The organism is Streptomyces sp. NBC_00414, assembly GCF_036038375.1.
Taxonomy (GTDB): domain Bacteria; phylum Actinomycetota; class Actinomycetes; order Streptomycetales; family Streptomycetaceae; genus Streptomyces.
Genome location: NZ_CP107935.1, coordinates 2,517,945 through 2,535,862, shown reverse-complemented (window position 1 = coordinate 2,535,862; position 17,918 = coordinate 2,517,945). Strand labels below are relative to the sequence as shown.

General features: G+C 69.9%; 15 protein-coding genes. 10 read left to right on the top strand and 5 right to left on the bottom strand.

The window, feature by feature from the left end; genetic code table 11:
• Positions 1 to 159: 159 nt before the first annotated feature.
• The 4 genes from OHS59_RS10835 to OHS59_RS10820 all read right to left on the bottom strand — a co-directional run bounded on the left by OHS59_RS10835 (position 160) and on the right by OHS59_RS10820 (position 4,480).
• A complete protein-coding gene (locus OHS59_RS10835; RefSeq protein ID WP_328493180.1) occupies positions 160 to 1,932 on the bottom strand; it encodes a CotH kinase family protein in 1,773 nt (590 codons plus the stop codon).
• Positions 1,932 to 2,609: a DUF4956 domain-containing protein gene (locus OHS59_RS10830; RefSeq protein ID WP_328493179.1), complete on the bottom strand. Its 678-nt coding sequence runs from the start codon at positions 2,607 to 2,609 to the stop codon at positions 1,932 to 1,934. Before OHS59_RS10830 ends, OHS59_RS10835 begins: the two co-directional genes overlap by 1 nt.
• On the bottom strand, positions 2,606 to 3,448 hold the full coding sequence (locus OHS59_RS10825; protein ID WP_328493178.1) for a polyphosphate polymerase domain-containing protein: 843 nt from the start codon (positions 3,446 to 3,448) through the stop codon (positions 2,606 to 2,608). Before OHS59_RS10825 ends, OHS59_RS10830 begins: the two co-directional genes overlap by 4 nt.
• Before the next feature lie 354 nt (positions 3,449 to 3,802).
• Entirely contained in the window at positions 3,803 to 4,480 is a 678-nt protein-coding gene (locus tag OHS59_RS10820) for a TetR family transcriptional regulator (RefSeq protein ID WP_328493177.1), read from the bottom strand.
• Between the two features lie 154 nt (positions 4,481 to 4,634).
• Here OHS59_RS10820 and OHS59_RS10815 point away from each other — a divergent pair, with 154 nt between their 5' ends.
• From OHS59_RS10815 to OHS59_RS10800, 4 genes are all read left to right on the top strand, one after another.
• Positions 4,635 to 4,769 (top strand): hypothetical protein, encoded by a 135-nt coding sequence (locus OHS59_RS10815; protein ID WP_328493176.1) that lies wholly within the window; start codon positions 4,635 to 4,637, stop codon positions 4,767 to 4,769.
• 89 nt (positions 4,770 to 4,858) lie between these two features.
• Positions 4,859 to 5,278 (top strand): ester cyclase, encoded by a 420-nt coding sequence (locus OHS59_RS10810; protein ID WP_328493175.1) that lies wholly within the window; start codon positions 4,859 to 4,861, stop codon positions 5,276 to 5,278.
• The gene (locus OHS59_RS10805) at positions 5,275 to 6,018 is read left to right on the top strand and encodes a TetR/AcrR family transcriptional regulator (RefSeq protein ID WP_328493174.1); all 744 of its coding nucleotides are present in this window, start codon (positions 5,275 to 5,277) and stop codon (positions 6,016 to 6,018) included. The genes OHS59_RS10810 and OHS59_RS10805 overlap by 4 nt, the downstream gene beginning before the upstream one ends.
• Positions 6,015 to 6,479 carry an anthrone oxygenase family protein gene (locus OHS59_RS10800; RefSeq protein WP_328493173.1) on the top strand — a complete coding sequence of 155 codons (465 nt, stop codon included), beginning with the start codon at positions 6,015 to 6,017 and terminating at the stop codon, positions 6,477 to 6,479. Before OHS59_RS10805 ends, OHS59_RS10800 begins: the two co-directional genes overlap by 4 nt.
• 64 nt (positions 6,480 to 6,543) lie before the next feature.
• Here OHS59_RS10800 and OHS59_RS10795 read toward each other — a convergent pair whose 3' ends face one another.
• Entirely contained in the window at positions 6,544 to 7,785 is a 1,242-nt protein-coding gene (locus OHS59_RS10795) for an FAD-binding protein (protein ID WP_328493172.1), read from the bottom strand.
• A gap of 500 nt (positions 7,786 to 8,285) precedes the next feature.
• Here OHS59_RS10795 and OHS59_RS10790 point away from each other — a divergent pair, with 500 nt between their 5' ends.
• The 6 genes from OHS59_RS10790 (at position 8,286) to OHS59_RS10765 (ending at position 17,914) form a co-directional block, all read left to right on the top strand.
• Positions 8,286 to 9,293, top strand: coding sequence for a hydroxyacid dehydrogenase (locus OHS59_RS10790; protein ID WP_328493171.1), 1,008 nt, complete (start codon positions 8,286 to 8,288; stop codon positions 9,291 to 9,293).
• A gap of 195 nt (positions 9,294 to 9,488) precedes the next feature.
• Positions 9,489 to 10,553, top strand: a complete 1,065-nt coding sequence (locus tag OHS59_RS10785) for a LacI family DNA-binding transcriptional regulator (RefSeq protein WP_328493170.1) — start codon at positions 9,489 to 9,491, stop codon at positions 10,551 to 10,553.
• Between the two features lie 382 nt (positions 10,554 to 10,935).
• Positions 10,936 to 12,279 carry an ABC transporter substrate-binding protein gene (locus OHS59_RS10780; RefSeq protein ID WP_328493169.1) on the top strand — a complete coding sequence of 448 codons (1,344 nt, stop codon included), beginning with the start codon at positions 10,936 to 10,938 and terminating at the stop codon, positions 12,277 to 12,279.
• Positions 12,280 to 12,284: 5 nt separating this feature from the next.
• On the top strand, positions 12,285 to 13,265 hold the full coding sequence (locus OHS59_RS10775) for a carbohydrate ABC transporter permease (protein ID WP_328493168.1): 981 nt from the start codon (positions 12,285 to 12,287) through the stop codon (positions 13,263 to 13,265).
• Positions 13,266 to 13,408: 143 nt separating this feature from the next.
• Positions 13,409 to 14,209 carry a carbohydrate ABC transporter permease gene (locus OHS59_RS10770; RefSeq protein WP_328493167.1) on the top strand — a complete coding sequence of 267 codons (801 nt, stop codon included), beginning with the start codon at positions 13,409 to 13,411 and terminating at the stop codon, positions 14,207 to 14,209.
• Between the two features lie 93 nt (positions 14,210 to 14,302).
• Positions 14,303 to 17,914, top strand: coding sequence for a fibronectin type III domain-containing protein (locus OHS59_RS10765; RefSeq protein ID WP_328493166.1), 3,612 nt, complete (start codon positions 14,303 to 14,305; stop codon positions 17,912 to 17,914).
• Positions 17,915 to 17,918 lie beyond the last annotated feature (4 nt).

Below are 17,918 nucleotides of genomic sequence, written 5' to 3'. Positions count from 1 at the left end.
CGGCTGGGCGGGTCCTGGTCGTGCGGCGCGATGCTAGACGGCGAACCTGTGGTGTCCCGGGAACCTGTGGTGTCCCGGAAGGAACCGCGGGGCCGCCGGGGCGGGGCCGGCATCCCGGGCGGCGCCCTCGGGGGAAGGGCGGCCCGGGATGCCGGGGTCTCAGCCGGTCACTTCCTTGTCCTCGGCCAGGGCCTCGGTGCGGTCGGTGACGGTCTTCGTGAGGCTGGTCACTGCGGTGTCCAGTTCCCCGGAGTCGGCCCCCGCGGAGCGTGCCTGTTCCGCGACGACCTTCAGCTCCTTCGCCGCCGTGCCCGAGCCGAAGAACTCCTCGTACAGCTCCCGGTACGCCTTCTTGTAGACGGGGTCGAGGGCGTCGGCCGCCAGGAACCTGGTCTTCAGGGCGTGCCCCGCCATGAGGCCACCCCTGCCGGCGTTCCCGTTCGCACGGTCTTCCTGACCGGGCGCCGCCTGGCCGCCGTTGACGCCACCAGGCATCCCCTCGGGCATCCCTTCCGGAGCCCCCTCGGGTATCCCTTCCGGAGCCCCTTCGGGCATTCCCTCTGGCAGACCCTCGGGCATTTCTTCCGGCATGCCGCCGCCCATGCCGATCGAGTCGTCCGGCCCGGACGCCGTGTCCCCGCTGAAGGTGAGGTTGTAGTCCCAGCCGAGGACGGAGAACTTCTTGCTGTCCAGGTCGTACCGGAGCAGATAGTTCTTGCCCGGGCCGGCCATGTCGTCGAAGTTCAGCAGCAGGTTCTGCGAGGCGACATAGGAGGCGAACGACTCGACGTCGACGTACCGGTCGAGGTCACGGGCGAACTCCTCGTCCGAGGCGCTGTCGACCCACTTGATGAGCTTCATCAGCGGTTCGAGGTCCTGGCTGCCCTTCTTGTTGAGCTGCCTGAAGGAAGTCTCGTACTCGCTGGGGTCCTCGCCGAGGTACTCGAAGCTGCTGCCCGCCCTCGCCTTGTAGAGCACCCCGTTGCCGTCGCCCACGTCATCGGCGTAGTCCGTGTCGGGCGCCTCGACCATGAGGCGGGTGGCGGCGGGCCTGTTGTTCACCTTCAGCTCGGTGAAGGCGTACCGCTCGGCCTTCTGTCCGCTCTTCCCGGTGAGCGACAGGGACAGCGCCTCGTTGACCGGCACCTGGCCGTTGCTGCCGGGGCGCAGGGAGATCTCCCGCTCGCCCTGGTAGGCCCGGCCCTCGACGTACTCGTCGATCTTGACGAGCAAAGGCAGTTCCTCGGGCTTCTCGGCGGACAGGTCGAACTGCACCATGCCACCACCACGACCGCCGCCGCCTGCGCCGCCCGCACCGGTCGCACCGGCTGTGCCGCCGGTCGCGTCGGCTGTGCCGTCCGCACCGGCTGTGTCGTCCGTGCCTCCGGTCGCACCGGCTGTGCCGGGACCGCCGCCCGTGTTCTGGTTCTGGCCGCGGTCCCGGCTTCCGGCTCCGCCGGCGGCGCCGGCCGGAGCGCCCTGCGCGGCATCGGGCAGGGCCCGGCCGCCACCGGGCATGCCCTTGTTGCCGCGCAGGGACGACAGGGTGGAGTTGCCCTTGAGGCGGATCCCGACGTCGTTGAGGTAGACGCCGTCGATCACGAGGTCGGCCTCGATGTAGTCCTTGGTGCCGTCCTCCTCGAACTCCTTCATCATCTTTTCGAAGTCGGCCTGCTGGTAGGTGAGTTGGACCGAGTGCGCCACCGCGGTGTCGTACAGGTCCACCGTGCCCCCGACGTCGTCGGTGATGGCGTCCGCCTCGACCCGCGACGACGACGTGACGTACGGGGAGATCCGCGTGTCGCCGAGGAAACAGACCATCGTGGCGAGCCCGACGCCCAGCGCCGCGGCCGGCTTCCAGTGATGGCGCAGCCTCACGGGCAGCCGGTCCTTCAACCGCCGCCGGCGCCGCACGCCGGTCTCGCCGCTCATCACAGGTCCGTGGTGTCGTAGCCGGTCAGGACCGTGACGCGCTGACCCGACGTGCGTTCCTGCAGCGCGCTGACCAGGTCACCGGGTTCGGCGCCCTTCTTCAGACGCACGGTGTAGAAGATCTCGCTCAGCGCGCCGCCGCGGATCGTCTCCGTGCTCACCAGCTCGAACTCGCTGGTGTACTTGATCAGTACGTCACGGATCTGCGGGGTGTAGTCCTCGCCGGCCGGGACCTGGACCTTGACGACCTGGCGCTGCACGTTCAGCGCGAACCAGTTGAACTTGAACATCACCAGGATGACCGTGCAGATGACGACGGCACCGACCGCGGCCAGCGTGTAGAACCGGGCACCGCAGGCCATGCCGATCGCCATGGCCAGGAAGATGAAGCCGACGTCGCGGGTCTCCTTGACCGCATTGCGGAAGCGGACCACGGACAGGGCGCCCACCAGGGAGAACGCGCGGGCCAGGTTCGAGCCGACGACCAGCATGATCAGGGCGACGATCATGCCGACGATGACCAGGGTCTGCACGTAGGACTGGCTGTAGGAGACGTTGCGGTGCGTGTACCGGTACACGTAACCGATCAGCGTGGACAGGATGAACGAGAGCGCCATCGCCGCCACGACGTCGGCCACGCTGAACGTGCCGCTGAGTTCCTGCAGTTCGAGATTCACTGTGCTCCTACCTTCAACGGCGCGTCGGGCTGCGCCGGCCGCTGCTGCAGCGGCTGCTCTTCAGTGGGGGTGGGCGGCGGACAGTCCGCCTCATCGATGTGGAAGACCGAACGCGGGGCCAGGCCGAACGCCTCGACGGACTGCACGTACTTCGAGATCCGTACGAGGCTGAGGTTGCGCCGCGCGGCCAGGTCGGTGATCCAGTGGGGGGTGCGCTCGTTGACCTTGATCTCCATGACCGACATGTGCGGCGGGATCGTGAACCGGTTCTCCGGCGTCTGCAGGCCGAAGTGGAAGTCCCGGTCCCGGCCGCGGACACGGCGGTCGAAGGTGACCCGCAGTCCGGTGTCGGCGCCCCGCCCGACCAGGGCTTCGCGCTGATATCCGGTGATCGCGGTGGGCTTCAGGTTCAGCCGCACGACCAGGTCGAGGACCTCCTGGATGAAGGCGCTCTCCTTCGGGGAGTGCTCCACCATCTCCCGGCCGTCGCACAACCGCCGTGCCACGCCGTAGGGAAGGGTGATGCGGCGCTTCTGCGTGACCCGGTTGACGCGCTGCTTGATCTCCACGCAGACCGGCGACTCGTCACCGACTCCGTCGAGGTCGCCGTAGTGCCGGATACGCAGCTTGCGGCGGAACTTGAGACCCTCGATCTTCTCCCAGTAGAAGCGGAGTTGAGGAGTGTCGTAATAGAGGCTCCACACGCCGTACCCGCCGACCGGGCTGTGCAGATCGCGGTCCATCCGCTCGGCCAGCTCGTCGCGGATCTCCGCCGCCTGATCGACCGGGACCAGGTACTTCAGCTCGAACCGGTTGAACGCGTGCAGCCGACTGGCCACATGCAGGGGCTCTTCGCTCCCCTGACCCCCGGTCCCCTCATCTTCGGTCCGCTGACCTCCGCTCCCTTCAGTCCCGCTCCCTTGAGTCCCGGTCCCTTGATCCCCGGTCTCCGGATCCCCGGTTCCTCGACCCCCGCTGTCCGTCCCCCAGGGCTCGGCTGCCCGGCCCTTGCGCGCCGCGGCTGCCTTCGAAAGGAACACCATGCGCCTCCCTTGCTCGTACGTTGCGGACCGACCGGCCTCGCACACGCAACCAACGGCGCATGAGGAGCCCATGAGAAACATGGGTTGATTTCAGGAGTCTTCAAGGGGACGTCAAGGTGAACAGGAGGCAACCGGGACACATCACTCGCATCACCGCGAGCCGGAGCCGGAGCCGGAGCCCGAGCCCGAGCCCGAGCCCGAGCCGAAGCGTCGGGCCGGGCGCGCTGTCAGTCCTCGGTCGCCGCGAGGCCGGCGCCGACGCGGTCCAGCATGGCGTGCAACCGTGGCGATCCGCTCCGCCGCCGGCCGGTCGACCTGCCAGTACTGGACGGCGGTCCCGAGGGTGGTGACCGCGACGTTGATCACGAGCATGAGTTCGGGCTCGGACAGCTCGGGGTGACGTTCGAGCCCCCAAGCGCGCAGGTCGGCCACCAGCCGGTCGGTCATCGGCCGGGCGGAGCGGCTCAGGGTGGGGGAACCGACCTTGAGGCGCAGGTGCACGACGATCTGCGCCTCGAACTCGTCGAGGTGGCCGAGGATGATCCCCACCATCGAGTCCCACACGGGCTCGCCCGGCGGCCGTTTTTCCATCAGGCGGCGCTGGACCTCGGCCTCGTGGGGGCCGTAGGTGACGACGACGGCTTCTTTGCTCTCGAAGTAGTTGAAGAACGTCCCGCGTGCGACGCCGGCCGCGGCCGCGATCTCGTCGACGGTCACCGTGTCGAACCCGCGCTCCTCGAACAGGGCCAACTCCACGGGCGCGCCGAAGTCGGCCGCCGGTTGCGGGTCACGCTGGGGCCGCCCGGCAGGAAGCCGTACGTCGTGCACGCACCCGTCCTGGAGGCGACACCCGGTGTCCGGCCGGCGTGGGCGGCCGTGATCCCCGGCGCGGCCTGGCTGCCCCACGCGATCTTCACCGGGGTCCACGAGTTCGTACTGGCCGGACTGCCGGACTGCCGGACTGCCGGGCGGCGGGACGAGGGTGACGCACCGCGAGTCCTTCGGCGGGCTGCTGGCACGGCTGGTCGAGGAAGGGGCGAGCGCGGGCGGCGAGGGGTTCGAAGCCTTCGATCAGGCGCTGCGACGCCACGTGGAGACCCGGCCGCCTGCCGCGTGAGGCATGGCCGCCCGCCGACCGGTTGACTTATCTGGTTACGCAGTACACGATGGTTACAACGTAACCGCAATCGAAGGTGGGTCATGAGGATGAGCACCATGCAGAGCAGCCGGGAGACCGTCGCCCACGCGTTCGCGAACTTGATGAACGGGCACGACCCAGACGCGGTCGACGGTTTCGTCGCCGAGGGCTACGTGAACCACAACGCCCACGTCGAGGACGGCCGCGAGGCGAACAGGGCGTTCTGGGCGCAGTGGTTCGCGGCGTTTCCCGACACGGAGGTGAGCCTGGACGACGTGCTGGTCGACGGTGACCGGGTCGCGGGCCGCTTCACCTACCGGGCGACTTTCCAGGGGCCGTTCATGGGGCTGCCGCCCACCGGCCGCCCGGTGGTGATGCACTCGATCGACATCTGGCGCGTCGTCGACGGGATGGCCGTCGAGCACTGGGACCAGCTCGACGGGCAGGCGTTCTTCGCGCAGCTGTCGGGCGAGGACGCCGGCCGATGACACGCGACGAACAGGACCGGCCGGAGCCGGAGCCGACCCTGACTCCTGCGCAGCGGCGGAGGGAACGGGAGCGGGCCGACGCGCGGGAGTCGATCCTGTCCGCGGCCCTCGACGTGGCCCGCCGCGACGGGTGGGACGCGGTGACCATGCGCCGGCTCGCCGATGAGATCGAGTACTCCGCGAACTTCGCCTACCGGTACTTCACCGGCCGCGACGACATCCTGCTCGCCCTGGTGCGCCAGGGGTTCGCCCGGCTGCGGGACTCCATGGCCACCGCTGCCGCGCCCGAGGGGCCCGGCACCGACGGCGGGTCCACGGCGGGCGCGTCGGGCACGGCCGCCGCCGCCGTGCGGCGGGCGGGTCATGCCTACCTCGACTTCGGCCTGACCGAGCCCGATCTGTACCAGCTCATGTACGGCCTGGGCGGGGTGCGGGTACCGGCCACCGACGCCTGGGACGAGGGGCAGGCCGTCGGCGATCTCCTGGCGGGCCTTCTCGCCACCGCGGGGGACACCCGGCCCGAGGGGCACGTGCTGCGGCTGTGGGCGACGGCCCATGGACTGATCGCGCTGCTGGTCGTCGGCCGCGTGGGCGTCGACGCCGAGGGACTGCACGCCCTGCTCGACGAGGCGCTGACCGACTGCCTCACCCGTGTCCTGCCCGGAGCGGACACACCGGACACACCGATCACGCCCGGAACCATTCCCGGCCGCACGCAAGGGACACCCCAGCAGCCATGAACACCCTCGCCGACATCGCCGCGCTCGTCGCCGTCTTCTGTGCCGCGATCATCTACGGCACCGATCTGTTCTGCGCACTCGTCCTGCGCCCGGCCGCGAGCGGTGCGGCCGACGCCTCCGTGGCCGACCTGCTCGGCAGGGTCCACGAGTACGGAGACCGCCGGCTGCCCGTGCCGGGCGTCCTGTCCATCGTCGCCACGGCTCTCGCCACCGTCACCGGTGACGGCACCCCGGCGCGCATCGGCGGAGCCGTCGCCCTGGCCGCGCTCCTCCTGTGGCTCGCCGTCTACCTGCGCATCAGCGCACCCATCAACAAGAGGCTCCGCGCGGCCGCGGCCGATCACGCCGTCCCGGCGGACACCAGGGAACTCCAGCAACGCTGGGACAGCGTCATCTGGCCCCGCGCCCTCCTCCAGACCGTCGCGCTGGCCGGCCTCCTCACGATCGTCCTCACCCGATGAACCCACCCGGCGGCGGACCAGGGGCCCGCGCGAACACCTCCCCCGAGCGCCGGGAGCGAGCGCCTCAATCGAGCAGCGCACCCACGAACGCGTTCCGGAACGTCCCCGTCGGGTCGAGGTCCCCGACCAGGGCTTTGAACTCACCCATCCGCGGATAGCGCCCACGCAGGTCCGCGGCCTCCGCCACGAACACCTTCCCCCAGTGCGGACGCGCGTCGAAGGGCGCGAGGGCCTCCTCCAGCCGCCGCACCACGGGCAGCACGGCCGCCGTGTCCTCGACCCAGGTGAAGTGGAACGCCACGGTGTCCCGCCCGTACGACGGACTCAGCCACTGACTGTCGGCGGCGACCGTGCGCACCTCGCAGATCTGCAGCACCGGCGCGAGCGTCCCACGGATCGCGTCGACGGCGTGCAGCGCCTCGACGGCGTACGAGCGCGGGAGCAGGTACTCCGACTGGAGCTCGGCCCCGCTGCTCGGAGTGAACTCGGGCCGGAAGTGAGGCAGCCGCTCGTGCCAGGGTCCGGGCACCCCGAACTGCTGCGTGCAGTTCACGGCGGGCATGCCCGGCACCGGGTGCATCGCCTCGGCGGCGGGCTCGGCCCACGGAAAGCCGTCCCACGGCACGTCGGTACGCCGTTTGACCCAGGCCTGCACGAACCCCGACCGCTGCCAGTCCGTGAACAGACTCACGCTGTACGCCGATGCCGACACCGTCTCGAAGTCCAGCCCGGCGAGTGGCAGCCGGCCGAACACCTGCTGGGCCACCTCGAAGTCGGGCTCCAGGTCGAGGGTGAGCGCGGTGACGACACCGAGGGCGCCGAGCGAGGTCACGGCCCCGTCGAAGCGGGCGTCGTCACGGCCGATGGTCAGGGGCGACCCGTCGGCGAGGACCAGTTCGACCTCCCGTACGGGGGACGCGAGCGAGCCGTTCGCGTTCCCCGAGCCGTGTGTGCCGGTCGCCACCGAGCCCGCGACCGAGATGTGCGGCAGCGAGGCCATGTTGGGCAGGGCGAGCCCCTGGTCGTGGACCGCCCGCGCCAGCTCCGCGTACCGGACCCCGCCCGCCACCCGGACCGTACGGGCCATCGTGTCCACCTCGACCGACGGTGGCAGCCCGGTGAGTGAGAGCAGGACGCCCTCGCTGCCCGGGTCGGCGATCAGGTTGAACGAGTGCCCGCTGCCGAGCACGCGCACCCGGCCGCTGCGCGCGACCAGGGATCGGAGCGCGTCGAGCGAGCGCGGGCGCTGCAGCTCCTTGGCGGAGTACGTGATGTTCCCCGCCCAGTTCTTCAGGGCCTCAGCCATCCGTCGTCCTTCCCGGAAGTTCCCGCGACCGGAAGACGGCCACGGCTGGAACCTACCTCGGCGGTGCGGTGCGGGTGGGTGCGGGTCGGGCTGCGCCCGGCTTGTTCGTCGGCTGCGGGTCCGTGAGGGCCGGCCGCGCAGTTCCCCGCGCCCCTTGAGGGGGGCTGCGCCCCGACCCACTCTTTGTCTGCGGGCCGTGGGGGTCGGCCGCGCAGTTCCCCGCGCCCCCGAAGGGGCAAAAGCAGGGGCGGAGCCCCGCTTTTGAGGGGCGCGGGGAACTGCGCGGCCGACCCCCACCGACCCCCACCGGCCCGCACCCCCCCACCGGCCCGCACCCCCCCACCGGCCCGCACCCACCCACCGGCCCGCACCCACGGCCACCGCCACCGCGGGCCGCCCCCGGCCGCCCCCACCCCCGTCCATTGACCCCCTCGCTCCGCGGCACCTACCGTAGAGACCGGTTGCTACACAGGAGTCACCGACCGGGAAGGCCACCCACCTTGCGCCCACGCCCCGCCGCCCTTTTCGCGATGACAGCCCAGAACCTGCCCCAGATCTTCCCGCCGGACGTCATGGCCCGTCTGCGCGACACAGTAGAAATCGATCCCACTCTGACGGTCGAGGACTTCACCGATCCGCGCGCAAGGACCGCCCTCGCCACCGCCGAGATCCTGATCACCGGCTGGGGCTCACCCCGTATCGACGAAGCCGTCCTCGACGCGGCCCCCGCGCTCCGCGCGATCCTGCACGCGGCCGGCTCGGTCAAGGGCCTCACCTCGCCCGCGGTCTGGGAGCGCGGAGTCCTCGTCTCCTCGGCGGCCGACGCCAACGCGCTGCCCGTGGCCGAGTACACGCTCGGCATGATCCTGCTCGCCGGCAAGGACCTCTTCGCCCACCGCGACCGCTTCCGCACCCAACGGGCCTTCCCGCAGGGGGAGATCGTGCCGGGCATCGGCAACTTCGGCCGCCGCGTGGGCGTCGTCGGAGCCTCCCGTATCGGCCGGCGGCTCATCGAACTGCTGAAGCCCTTCGACCTGAAGGTGAGCCTCGCCGACCCGTACGTGGACGGGGCGGAGGCCACCGCCCTCGGCGTCCGGCTGCTGCCGCTCGACGAACTGCTGCGCACCAGCGACATCGTCACGGTCCACGCCCCGCAGACCCCCGAGACCCTCCATCTGATCGGCCGCCGCGAACTCGCCCTGATGCCGACGGGATCCGTGCTGATCAACACCGCACGCGGCGCCCTCCTCGATCACGACGCCCTCGTCGACGAACTGCGCGCGGACCGGCTCGGGGCGATCCTCGACGTCACCGACCCTGAGCCGCTGCCCGTCGACTCCCCGCTCTTCGACCTGCCGAACGCGTTCATCACCCCGCATCTCGCGGGCTCGCAGGGCAACGAGGTGGCCCGGCTGGGCCTCGCCGTCACCCAGGAGGCCGAACGACTCCTGGCCGGAAGGGAGTTGGCACACGCCATCGACCACGCAGCACTGGAACGAACCGCCTGACGCCGAGCCCGTCCCCGCAGTCCAACGGACTCAGGACGCCGGGCCGCCCGGGCATCGGGCACCGGGCCGCCGGGCACCGGGAGCCGGGACGGCGGGCCCCGGAACACCCCCATAAGGTGACCGGTGCACACCAGGGGACCGGTCGCACCCCCGCGCACCAGAGGACCGGTTCACATCACAGGAGGAGAGCCACCCGTGGCCAAGAAGCCGGAGCCCGCTCCGGTCAAGGACGCTTCCACGGTCCGGGACGTGGCCGCGCGGGCCGGTGTCTCCGCCTCGACCGTCTCCCGGGTGCTGGGCGGCACCTACCCGGTCGCCGCGAGCACCCGTACCAGGGTGCTCAAGGCGATGCGCGACCTCGACTACGTGGTCAACGCCCACGCCCGCGCGCTCGGTGGCTCCACCAACAAGGCGGTGGCGTTCGTCGTGGACGACGTCACCGGCCCCTTCTACGCACACATCGCACGCGGCGTCGAGGAGCAGGCGTCCGCCGAGGGCAGGCTGTGCATGCTCTGCACCACGCACGGCGATCCGCAGCGGACCCTCGCCGTCGTCGAGACCATGCGCGAACAGCGGGCCGACGCCGTGATCGTCGTCGGCGGTGCCTGGGAGGACAAGGCCTACCAGGACCGTATGACGCACTTCGCGCACGCCTTGGACCGGGCCGGTTCACGGCTCGTACTGGTCGGCAGACCCCCGCTGGGCCCCGGGGTGCCCGCCACGGTCGTCGAGTACGACAACGAGGGCGGCGCCTTCGCTATGACCACCCACCTGCTCACCTCGGGCCACCAGCGCGTCGCCTACCTCGGCCGGGTCCCCGGCCTGTCCACCAGCGGTCAGCGCCTCAGCGGTTACCGGCGCGCCCACGAACTGCTCGGGCTCGCCCCGGACCCGGCCCTGATCCTCGACGGCGCGTTCAGCCGCTCGCACGGCTACCGGGGCACCCGTGAACTCCTGCTGGCCGGCGCCGAGTTCACCGCGTTGTTCGCGGCCACCGACATGGTCGCGGCGGGCGCGCTGCAGGCGCTGCGCGAAGCGCGCGTGCGGGTCCCCGACGACGTGTCCGTGGTCGGCTACGACGACGTGCCGCTGGCCCTCGACCTCTTCCCGGCCCTCACCACCGTCAACGTCCCCCACGAGGAGCTGGGCCGCGCCGCGGTCCGGCTGGCCCTGCACCGTGACGAACTTCCCGGAAGCCAGCACCTGGTGCTCGGCACCCACATCGTGCTGCGGGACTCCACGCGACGACCGGGGCACTGAGTTCCCCGTACCGCTCTCTCCCTGTGCACGGCCTCTCCTCGCTGCGCCGAACCCCGCACCGGCGGACAAGGCGCCGGAGCAGGTGCCGGACAAGTCACTGGGCAACGCGCTCCGCACCCTCCGGACAACCGGTCTCTAAGGGATCGCCTGTCTGATAGGCGCCGATTTCATGCCCACCGGTTCGAAATACCGTGCAAATAAGGGCCAGTTGGCCCCGTTCCTCAGTTTTCTCTGCCCGATGTCTTGCCGACCCCCGGTACCGGTTCTAGCTTCCATAGAGACCGGTTTCTAAGGCGCCTTCGGACCGTACGACCCGAGCGGCGGCCGGTCCCCCCTGCCTTCGTCCTGTCTTTGTTCCGGCCTTCGTCCCTCAGGAGCAGCCATGCCCCACTCCCGTGTCCCGCACCGCGCGGCAGCGCCGGCCGCCGCCCTCGCCACCGCGCTCGCACTCACCGCGACGGCCTGCGGCGGCGACTCCGACGACTCCTCGGACCGCTCGAAGGGGCCGGTCACGATCGAGTACTGGAGCTGGACGGAGACGAAGAACGTCGACCCGGTGGTGGCGAAGTTCAACGCCACCCACACCGACATCAAGCTCAAGTTCGTCAAGCAGGCCGACAACCCCGGCACGGCCCAGAACCTGCGCAACGCGGTCGCCGCCCGGAAGGACGTCCCCTGCCTGGTGCAGAACTTCGGCGAGGTGCCCAGCCTCGTCGGTGAGGGCCTGCTGAGCAGCGTCGACAAGGAACTGAAGCCCTACCTCGACCGCTTCAACCCGGCCGCGCTCCCCAACGTGCAGGCGGGCGGCACCTATTACGCCGTACCGACCGGCTTCAACCCGACCTTCATGATGATCAACCGCTCGGTGTACGACAAGTACGGCGTCGACGTGCCGAAGACCTGGGACGACGTGATCGCCGCGGGCAAGAGGCTCAAGAAGCACGACGTGTACGTCATGAACCTGGCCGGCGAGGACCCGTCCACCCTGGTCAACCTCGTCCAGCAGGCGGGCGGCACCTGGTACGAGCAGAAGGGCGACAGCTGGCGGATCGACTTCCTGTCACCGGATTCCCTGAAGGCCGCCGACGTCGTCCAGCAGCTCGTGGACGGCGGACTGGTCGCCAACCAGACCTACCAGGACCGGCCCGCCCTGATCAGCTACTTCGACTCCGGGAAGATGGTCTCGCTGCCCACGCAGACCTGGCAGCTGCAGAACTACGAGCTGAACTACAAGAAGTCCCTCGGCGACTGGCAGCCCATCGACCTGCCCCAGTTCGCCGACGCCACGGAGTTCACCACCTCCTCGTACAGCGCAAACAACGGTGTGCTCGTCCCCAAGGGCTGCGAGCACGTCGAGGAAGCCGTCGAGGCGGCGGTGTGGATGAAGACCGACAAGGCCGGCATCGACGCCACCTACCAGAAGGACACCAAGCAGTACGAGTGGCCGGGCGCCCTCAAGGACGTCACACCCTGGGTCGACTCGGTGGTCACCGACAAGCTCTTCGGCACCCACAGGTCCGAGGCCCGCGGGGTGATCCTCAAGTCCGTCGAGCACGCGAGGAGCAAGTGGACGGTCGGCCCCAACTACACCGGAGTGTTCGCCGAGTTGCAGGACCAGTGGGCGAGGATCGTCACCAAGAAGACCACGGTCGAGCAGGCTTTGAAGCACTTGCAGGAGTTCACGGTCGACGACCTGAAGTCCAAGAACATCAACGTCGAGGGCTGATCGGCGTGGCAGCCGGCACCGAGCCCGTCACCGAGTCCGTCCCCGAGCCTGTCGCTGAGCCCGTCACCGGGTCGCCGTCCCGGGCCGCGCGCCTCGGATGGCGGCGGATCATGGCCCTCAAGGGCGCCTCGTTCACGGTCCCCTTCTTCCTCGGGTTCGCCCTGTTCACCGTCACCCCCCTCGTCATGGCACTCAAGGAGAGCCTCTACAGGGAGAAGGGCTCCGGGCTCGGATTCGGTGCGAAGACCGTCGAGTTCGTCGGTCTGGACAACTTCGTCGAGGGCTTCGGTGACGGCCGCTTCTGGTCCTCGATGCTGCGCGTCGGCCTCTTCGCGGTGATCAGCATCCCGGTCATCCAGGTCGCAAGCGTGGGGCTCGCGCTGCTCCTCGACGCGGCCTCGCAGCGTGTCGCCGACCGCTTCCGCATCCCACTGCTGATTCCGTACATGATCCCGGGCATCGTCGCCACACTGATCTGGATCTACCTCTACAGCCCGGTGGTCGGACCGCTCACCCCGTTCTTCGAACTCTTCGGCATCGACGCGAACTTCTACGGCGGCGAACTCATCTGGGTGTCCATCGGCAACCTGATGGCGTGGAGCGGCATCGGCTTCAACATGCTGATCGTCTACTCGGCGCTGCGCTCGGTCGACGCCAACGTCCACGACGCGGCCCGCATCGACGGCGCGTCCGAGTGGCGGATCGCCTGGTCGATCAAGGTGCCGCTGGTCCGCCGCTCCCTGGTGCTCACCACCGTGCTCAGCATCATCGGCACCCTGCAGATCTTCAGCGACACGATGCTCTTCAAGTCCATGGCGCCGGAGACCGTCACCCGAGACTTCACCCCGATCATGGCGATCTACGACTGGGCCTTCCAGCAGGGCGACTTCAACTACGCCTCCGCCCTCTCGGTCATCCTCGCCCTGGTCGTCGGCACCACGTCCGCACTGTTCTACCGCCTCACGAACAAGGCACCCACCTCATGACCGTGACCGTCGGCCCGTCCCCATCTCCGTCTCCGTCCCCGACCACGCCCGGGGGCCCGCGCTCCCGGCGGAGCGGCGCTGTCCGCGAGGGCACCGGCCCTGTCCGGCACAGCCGCCGGACCAGGGCCCTGGTCCTCGGAGGCGTGGCGTTCTTCACGCTCTACTCGCTGGCCCCCGTGTGGTGGCTGATCGTCTCGGCGACCAAGAACCAGTCCGACCTCTACACCACCAACGGCCTGTGGTTCTCCGAGCCGCACTTCACGGACAACCTGAAGGCGCTGTTCACGTACCAGGACGGCATCTTCCTCAAGTGGCTCTGGAACACGCTCTGTTACGGGATGCTCGGCACCGCGGGCATGACCCTGGTCTGCGTCGCCTGCGGTTACGGGCTGGCGATGTACCGGTTCCGCGGCCGGGGCCTGCTGATGGGCTGTGTCATCGGGTCCTTCCTCGTCCCGCACGCTCTGCTCACCATCCCGTCCTTCCTGCTCTACACGGACCTCGGGATCGTCGACAGCCCGCTGGCGATCATCGTGCCGAGCCTGTTCAACGCCTTCTCCGTCTACCTCGCCAAGGTGTACGCGGAGGGCGCCGTCCCGCCCGAACTGCTTGAGGCCGCCCGGATCGACGGAGCGGGGGAGTACCGGATCTTCTTCACGGTCGGCGCCCGCCTCATGTCCACGGGCGCGGCGACGATCTTCCTGCTGGGTTTCGTCGGCTCCTGGAACTCGTTCTTCGGGCCCCTGGTGTTCCTGCGTACGCCGGAGAAGTGGACCGTGATGGTCGGCCTGTACTCCTGGCTCAGGGTCAAGGTCGACACGTCCGCCGACCTGACCGGCATGGTGGTCGTGGGCTCGCTGATCTCCCTCGTCCCGATGGTGATCCTGATGATCTCGATGCAGCGCTTCTGGCGCTCGGGCGTCACGCTCGGCTCCTTGAAGTAGCCCCCGCGGCCGACCCGCCAAATCCGCCCCTCTTCTTCGTCGTTGTGAGGATTCCGCATGTCCGTCGCCAGAAGAGTCACCAGAAGATCCGTCATGAGCGCCGCCGCCGGCACCGGCTCCCTCGCGCTGACCGGCTGGTCCTGGACGGCCGCCGAACAGGCATCCGCGGCCGGGACCGAGGAACCGTCCGCGGCCGGGGGCGTGGAGGCCGGGAGCGCCGGACGCCTCGACCTCGTCGACTTCGGCGACCCGGCCTCCGAGTCGGCGCACGGCCTCGACGCCCCCGACTCCGCCGTCGTCGACGGCAACGCGGGCGACCGGGCCCGCGTGGCGAAACCCCTGGCCACCCCCGGGATCAAGACCGGCGACCTCCGGTTCACGGTCCGGGTCGACCCCCTCCACCAGAACTACCTGACGGTCAAGTTCTGGGGCGGCGACACCTCCCCGTACAAGACGATCGCGTACATCGACGGTGAGCAGATCGGCTATCGGCGTTCCGGGGACTACGAGGCGCTGAACACCGGTACGGTCCGTCCGCTGCCCGGCCGGTTCTTCTACGCCACGGTGATGCTGCCCCTGGAGCGCACCAAGGGCCGGGAGCGGGCCGAGATCACCCTGCGCACCTACGACGCGGCCTTCAGCGCCAAGGTCACCGCCGACTCCCGCGGCTACTACCGGGCGTACACCCACACCGGCGCGTACCTCGACGTGAGCGACGAGCCGCAGGCCGACTTCACCCCGCCCACGGACACGGTCGCGGACCTGTCCGAGGAGCAGAAGCAGGCACTGGTCGACGGCTACGTGGCCGGGCAGGTGAAGCTCTTCGGCGCGTACTCGGCGAAGGTCGACGCCTCGGCTACCGCCCGGCTCAGCATCGTCCGCTACCAGGACGAACTGCGCTTCTACGCGACGGCGTTGACGCAGTCGAGCTGGTGCCCCGCGCAGTCCGCCGCCGATCGGACGCTCGCCCTGTTCCGGGTCTTCAAGTGCGTCGACAACCACACCAGGGACTACTACGCGGACACCAGACTGCTGGCCCGCGGCGGTCACCAGGGCGACTGGGGCGGGTACTACGGGGCCCTCGGCGAGGCGCTGTACGTCGTGGAGAATCTCATCGCCGACGGTGATGTCCTCGGCCGTCGGGCTTTCGAGGCGTACCTGGACGAGCCGTTCACCACCGGGACGAGTGAGGGGGAGACCTCGCTCAAGGACGTCGACCTCGACGGCTCGCCGCTGACCCGCCGGGCCGCGTGGGGCCGCGTCCTGAAGGCCAACTTCGACTACGCCCGTTCGCGGCTCTCGTACATCTACAACCAGGTGATGTACACGTACGAGGGTGCCTGGGAGGCCCACGAGGGGCTGCGGGTCATCGGCTCGCGGTTCTACGAGGGCAAGGCGCGCAGTCACCGCATCGCGGGCGAGGCGCTCGGCTGGCTGCCCTTCCTGGGCGAGGAGGTGCTCGTCGGCCCGGACGGCCAGGACCTGGACCTCTTCCACTCGCTGTTCCAGCACGACACCACGGCCCGCTGGACGGACGACTACCTCAACTACGTGATCAAGGGTCTCGCCGGGTCGAAGCTCGACAAGGACGGTGACGTGGTGCGCCGGCTGCCGCTCGGCAGGCACTACACCACCATGACCGAGGCGGGCCACACCCGCGAGAACGGCTATGTCGCCAACTACGGCGAGGCCACCAACTACCTGCCCGAGTGGTTCCACCGCACCTGGGGACACCGGGGCGACGAGCACCTCAACGACCGCATCCTGGAGACCGCGCTGCGCAACCTGCACGCCCGCTCCCTGGCCCGGACCACCGACCTCGACGACAACCTCAAGCGCACCATGCGCATGGAGATGGTGATCGACGAGCGGAACACCAACTACCCGGGCTTCCCGGGCTACGCGCTGCGGATATCCGAGGGGCGGATCCTCAACTACGTATCGCTGGCCCGGCACATGGCCGAGCACGCGGACCGGTACGCGGCGGAGCACTGGGCGACCACACGCTCGTACGCCCGCGAGGCCGTCGGCTTCGCCCAGCAACAGCTGTCCGACCACCAGTACTTCGGCAACTTCGCGGCCGTCACCGGCAAGAACAAGTACGACCTCACGCTCGGCGAGACCTACGCCTACCTGAAGGCCCACGCGCCGACCGGAATCGTCCACCCGCACACGGACTTCGCCCACTACACGGCCGCGGAACTCGAAGCCCTCGCGGTGGACGAGAGCGGATACGAGCGCTTCGCGTGGGTCGACGTGGACTGTATGTTCGTGACCCTCAAGGACGACGGCCTTCACCTCTGGGGCCAACTCAACGAGCGGCAGCGGGGGTTCGCCCGCAACGGACGCCTGCACGTGCGGCGGGCGGACCGCGACCACATCGTCCAGATCAACACCAACGCCCGCTTCCAGTACGAGGACTACTGGGCCCGCATGGACAACATCGACGTCGACTTCATGGAGGACCAGCAGACGGCCGACTCCTCCGCGCCGCAGGCCCTGGCGGGCGAACTCGCGCCGATCACCTTCCAGCCGGGCGTCGGCACGGTCCACCGCGAGAACTTCGAGGCCGACCACGCGTACTCGGGCTACCCGGACCTGCTGACCGTCCGCTACGGCCGCTACCTCTTCGTCTTCAACACGACCCGCAAGGCGTACGGGAACGAGCGGGCGTACGAGGTGGAGGTGCCGCTCGCCCACGAGCGGACAGTCCTCGACCTGGTCACCGGAAGAGAGCTACCGGTACGCGGCGGCAAGGTGCGGGTGCCGCCGAAGACCGGTCTGGTGCTGAAACTCCCGACCGCCCTGCAGGCCGAACTCCCGCCCGCACACGTTGACTTCGTGCACACCCTGCCAGGCGACGGGTCGGTCACGGTGACCTGGCAGACGACAGCGGGTGCCGCACACTACGAGGTGCGACGGGCCACGCGCCGCCGCGGCCCGTACAAGGTCCTGTCGGCGAAGGAGACCGGACGGCACTTCACGGACACCTCCGCCCGCCCCGGCGAGACGTACTTCTACACGGTCACCGCGGTCAACTCCCACGGCCCCGGCTGGACTTCGCACACCGTCCGGGCCGAACTGCCGCGGCCCGCCTCACCCGGCCTGCGCAACTCGGGCTGGCGCGACGACGCCCTGCGTGGCGCGCGGCCGGGCAGCACGGCGGTGCGCGGTTCGACCGTCCGGGTGCTCGGCGCGCGAGGCGACGGACTGGGTGAGGGCGACGACTATCGGGTGTCCTCCCGCGACATCGAGGACCGGCTCCACTACGTCAGCCGCCCGCTGGCGGGGAGCTTCACCCTCACGGCCCGCGTCTCGGGGGCGCGCGGCCCGCTCACCGGGCTGATGCTCCGCGACCGTGTGACCGCCGACACCCGCCACCTGTTCTTCGGCGCGGACGGCGACGGGCGGCTCGTCCTGCACAACCGCACCCGCGACAGCCGCCACGACTGGCAGGACGACCCGCGCTCACCGATCACCCGGCCGCTCGACGGGCGGACCCTGGCCACGACGCCGTACCTCCGGATCGTCCGGGAGGCCGGCACCCACCTCGTACACGGCCAGGTGTCACCGGACGGCACGGCCTGGGAGACCGTCGCGACCCTCTTCACACCCTTCCCGTACGCCGTCCACGCGGGCTTCGCGGCGACGGGCGACGCGGAGTTCTCGCAGGTGGCGACGGGTGGGGTCGACGGTTCGAGGTGACGTG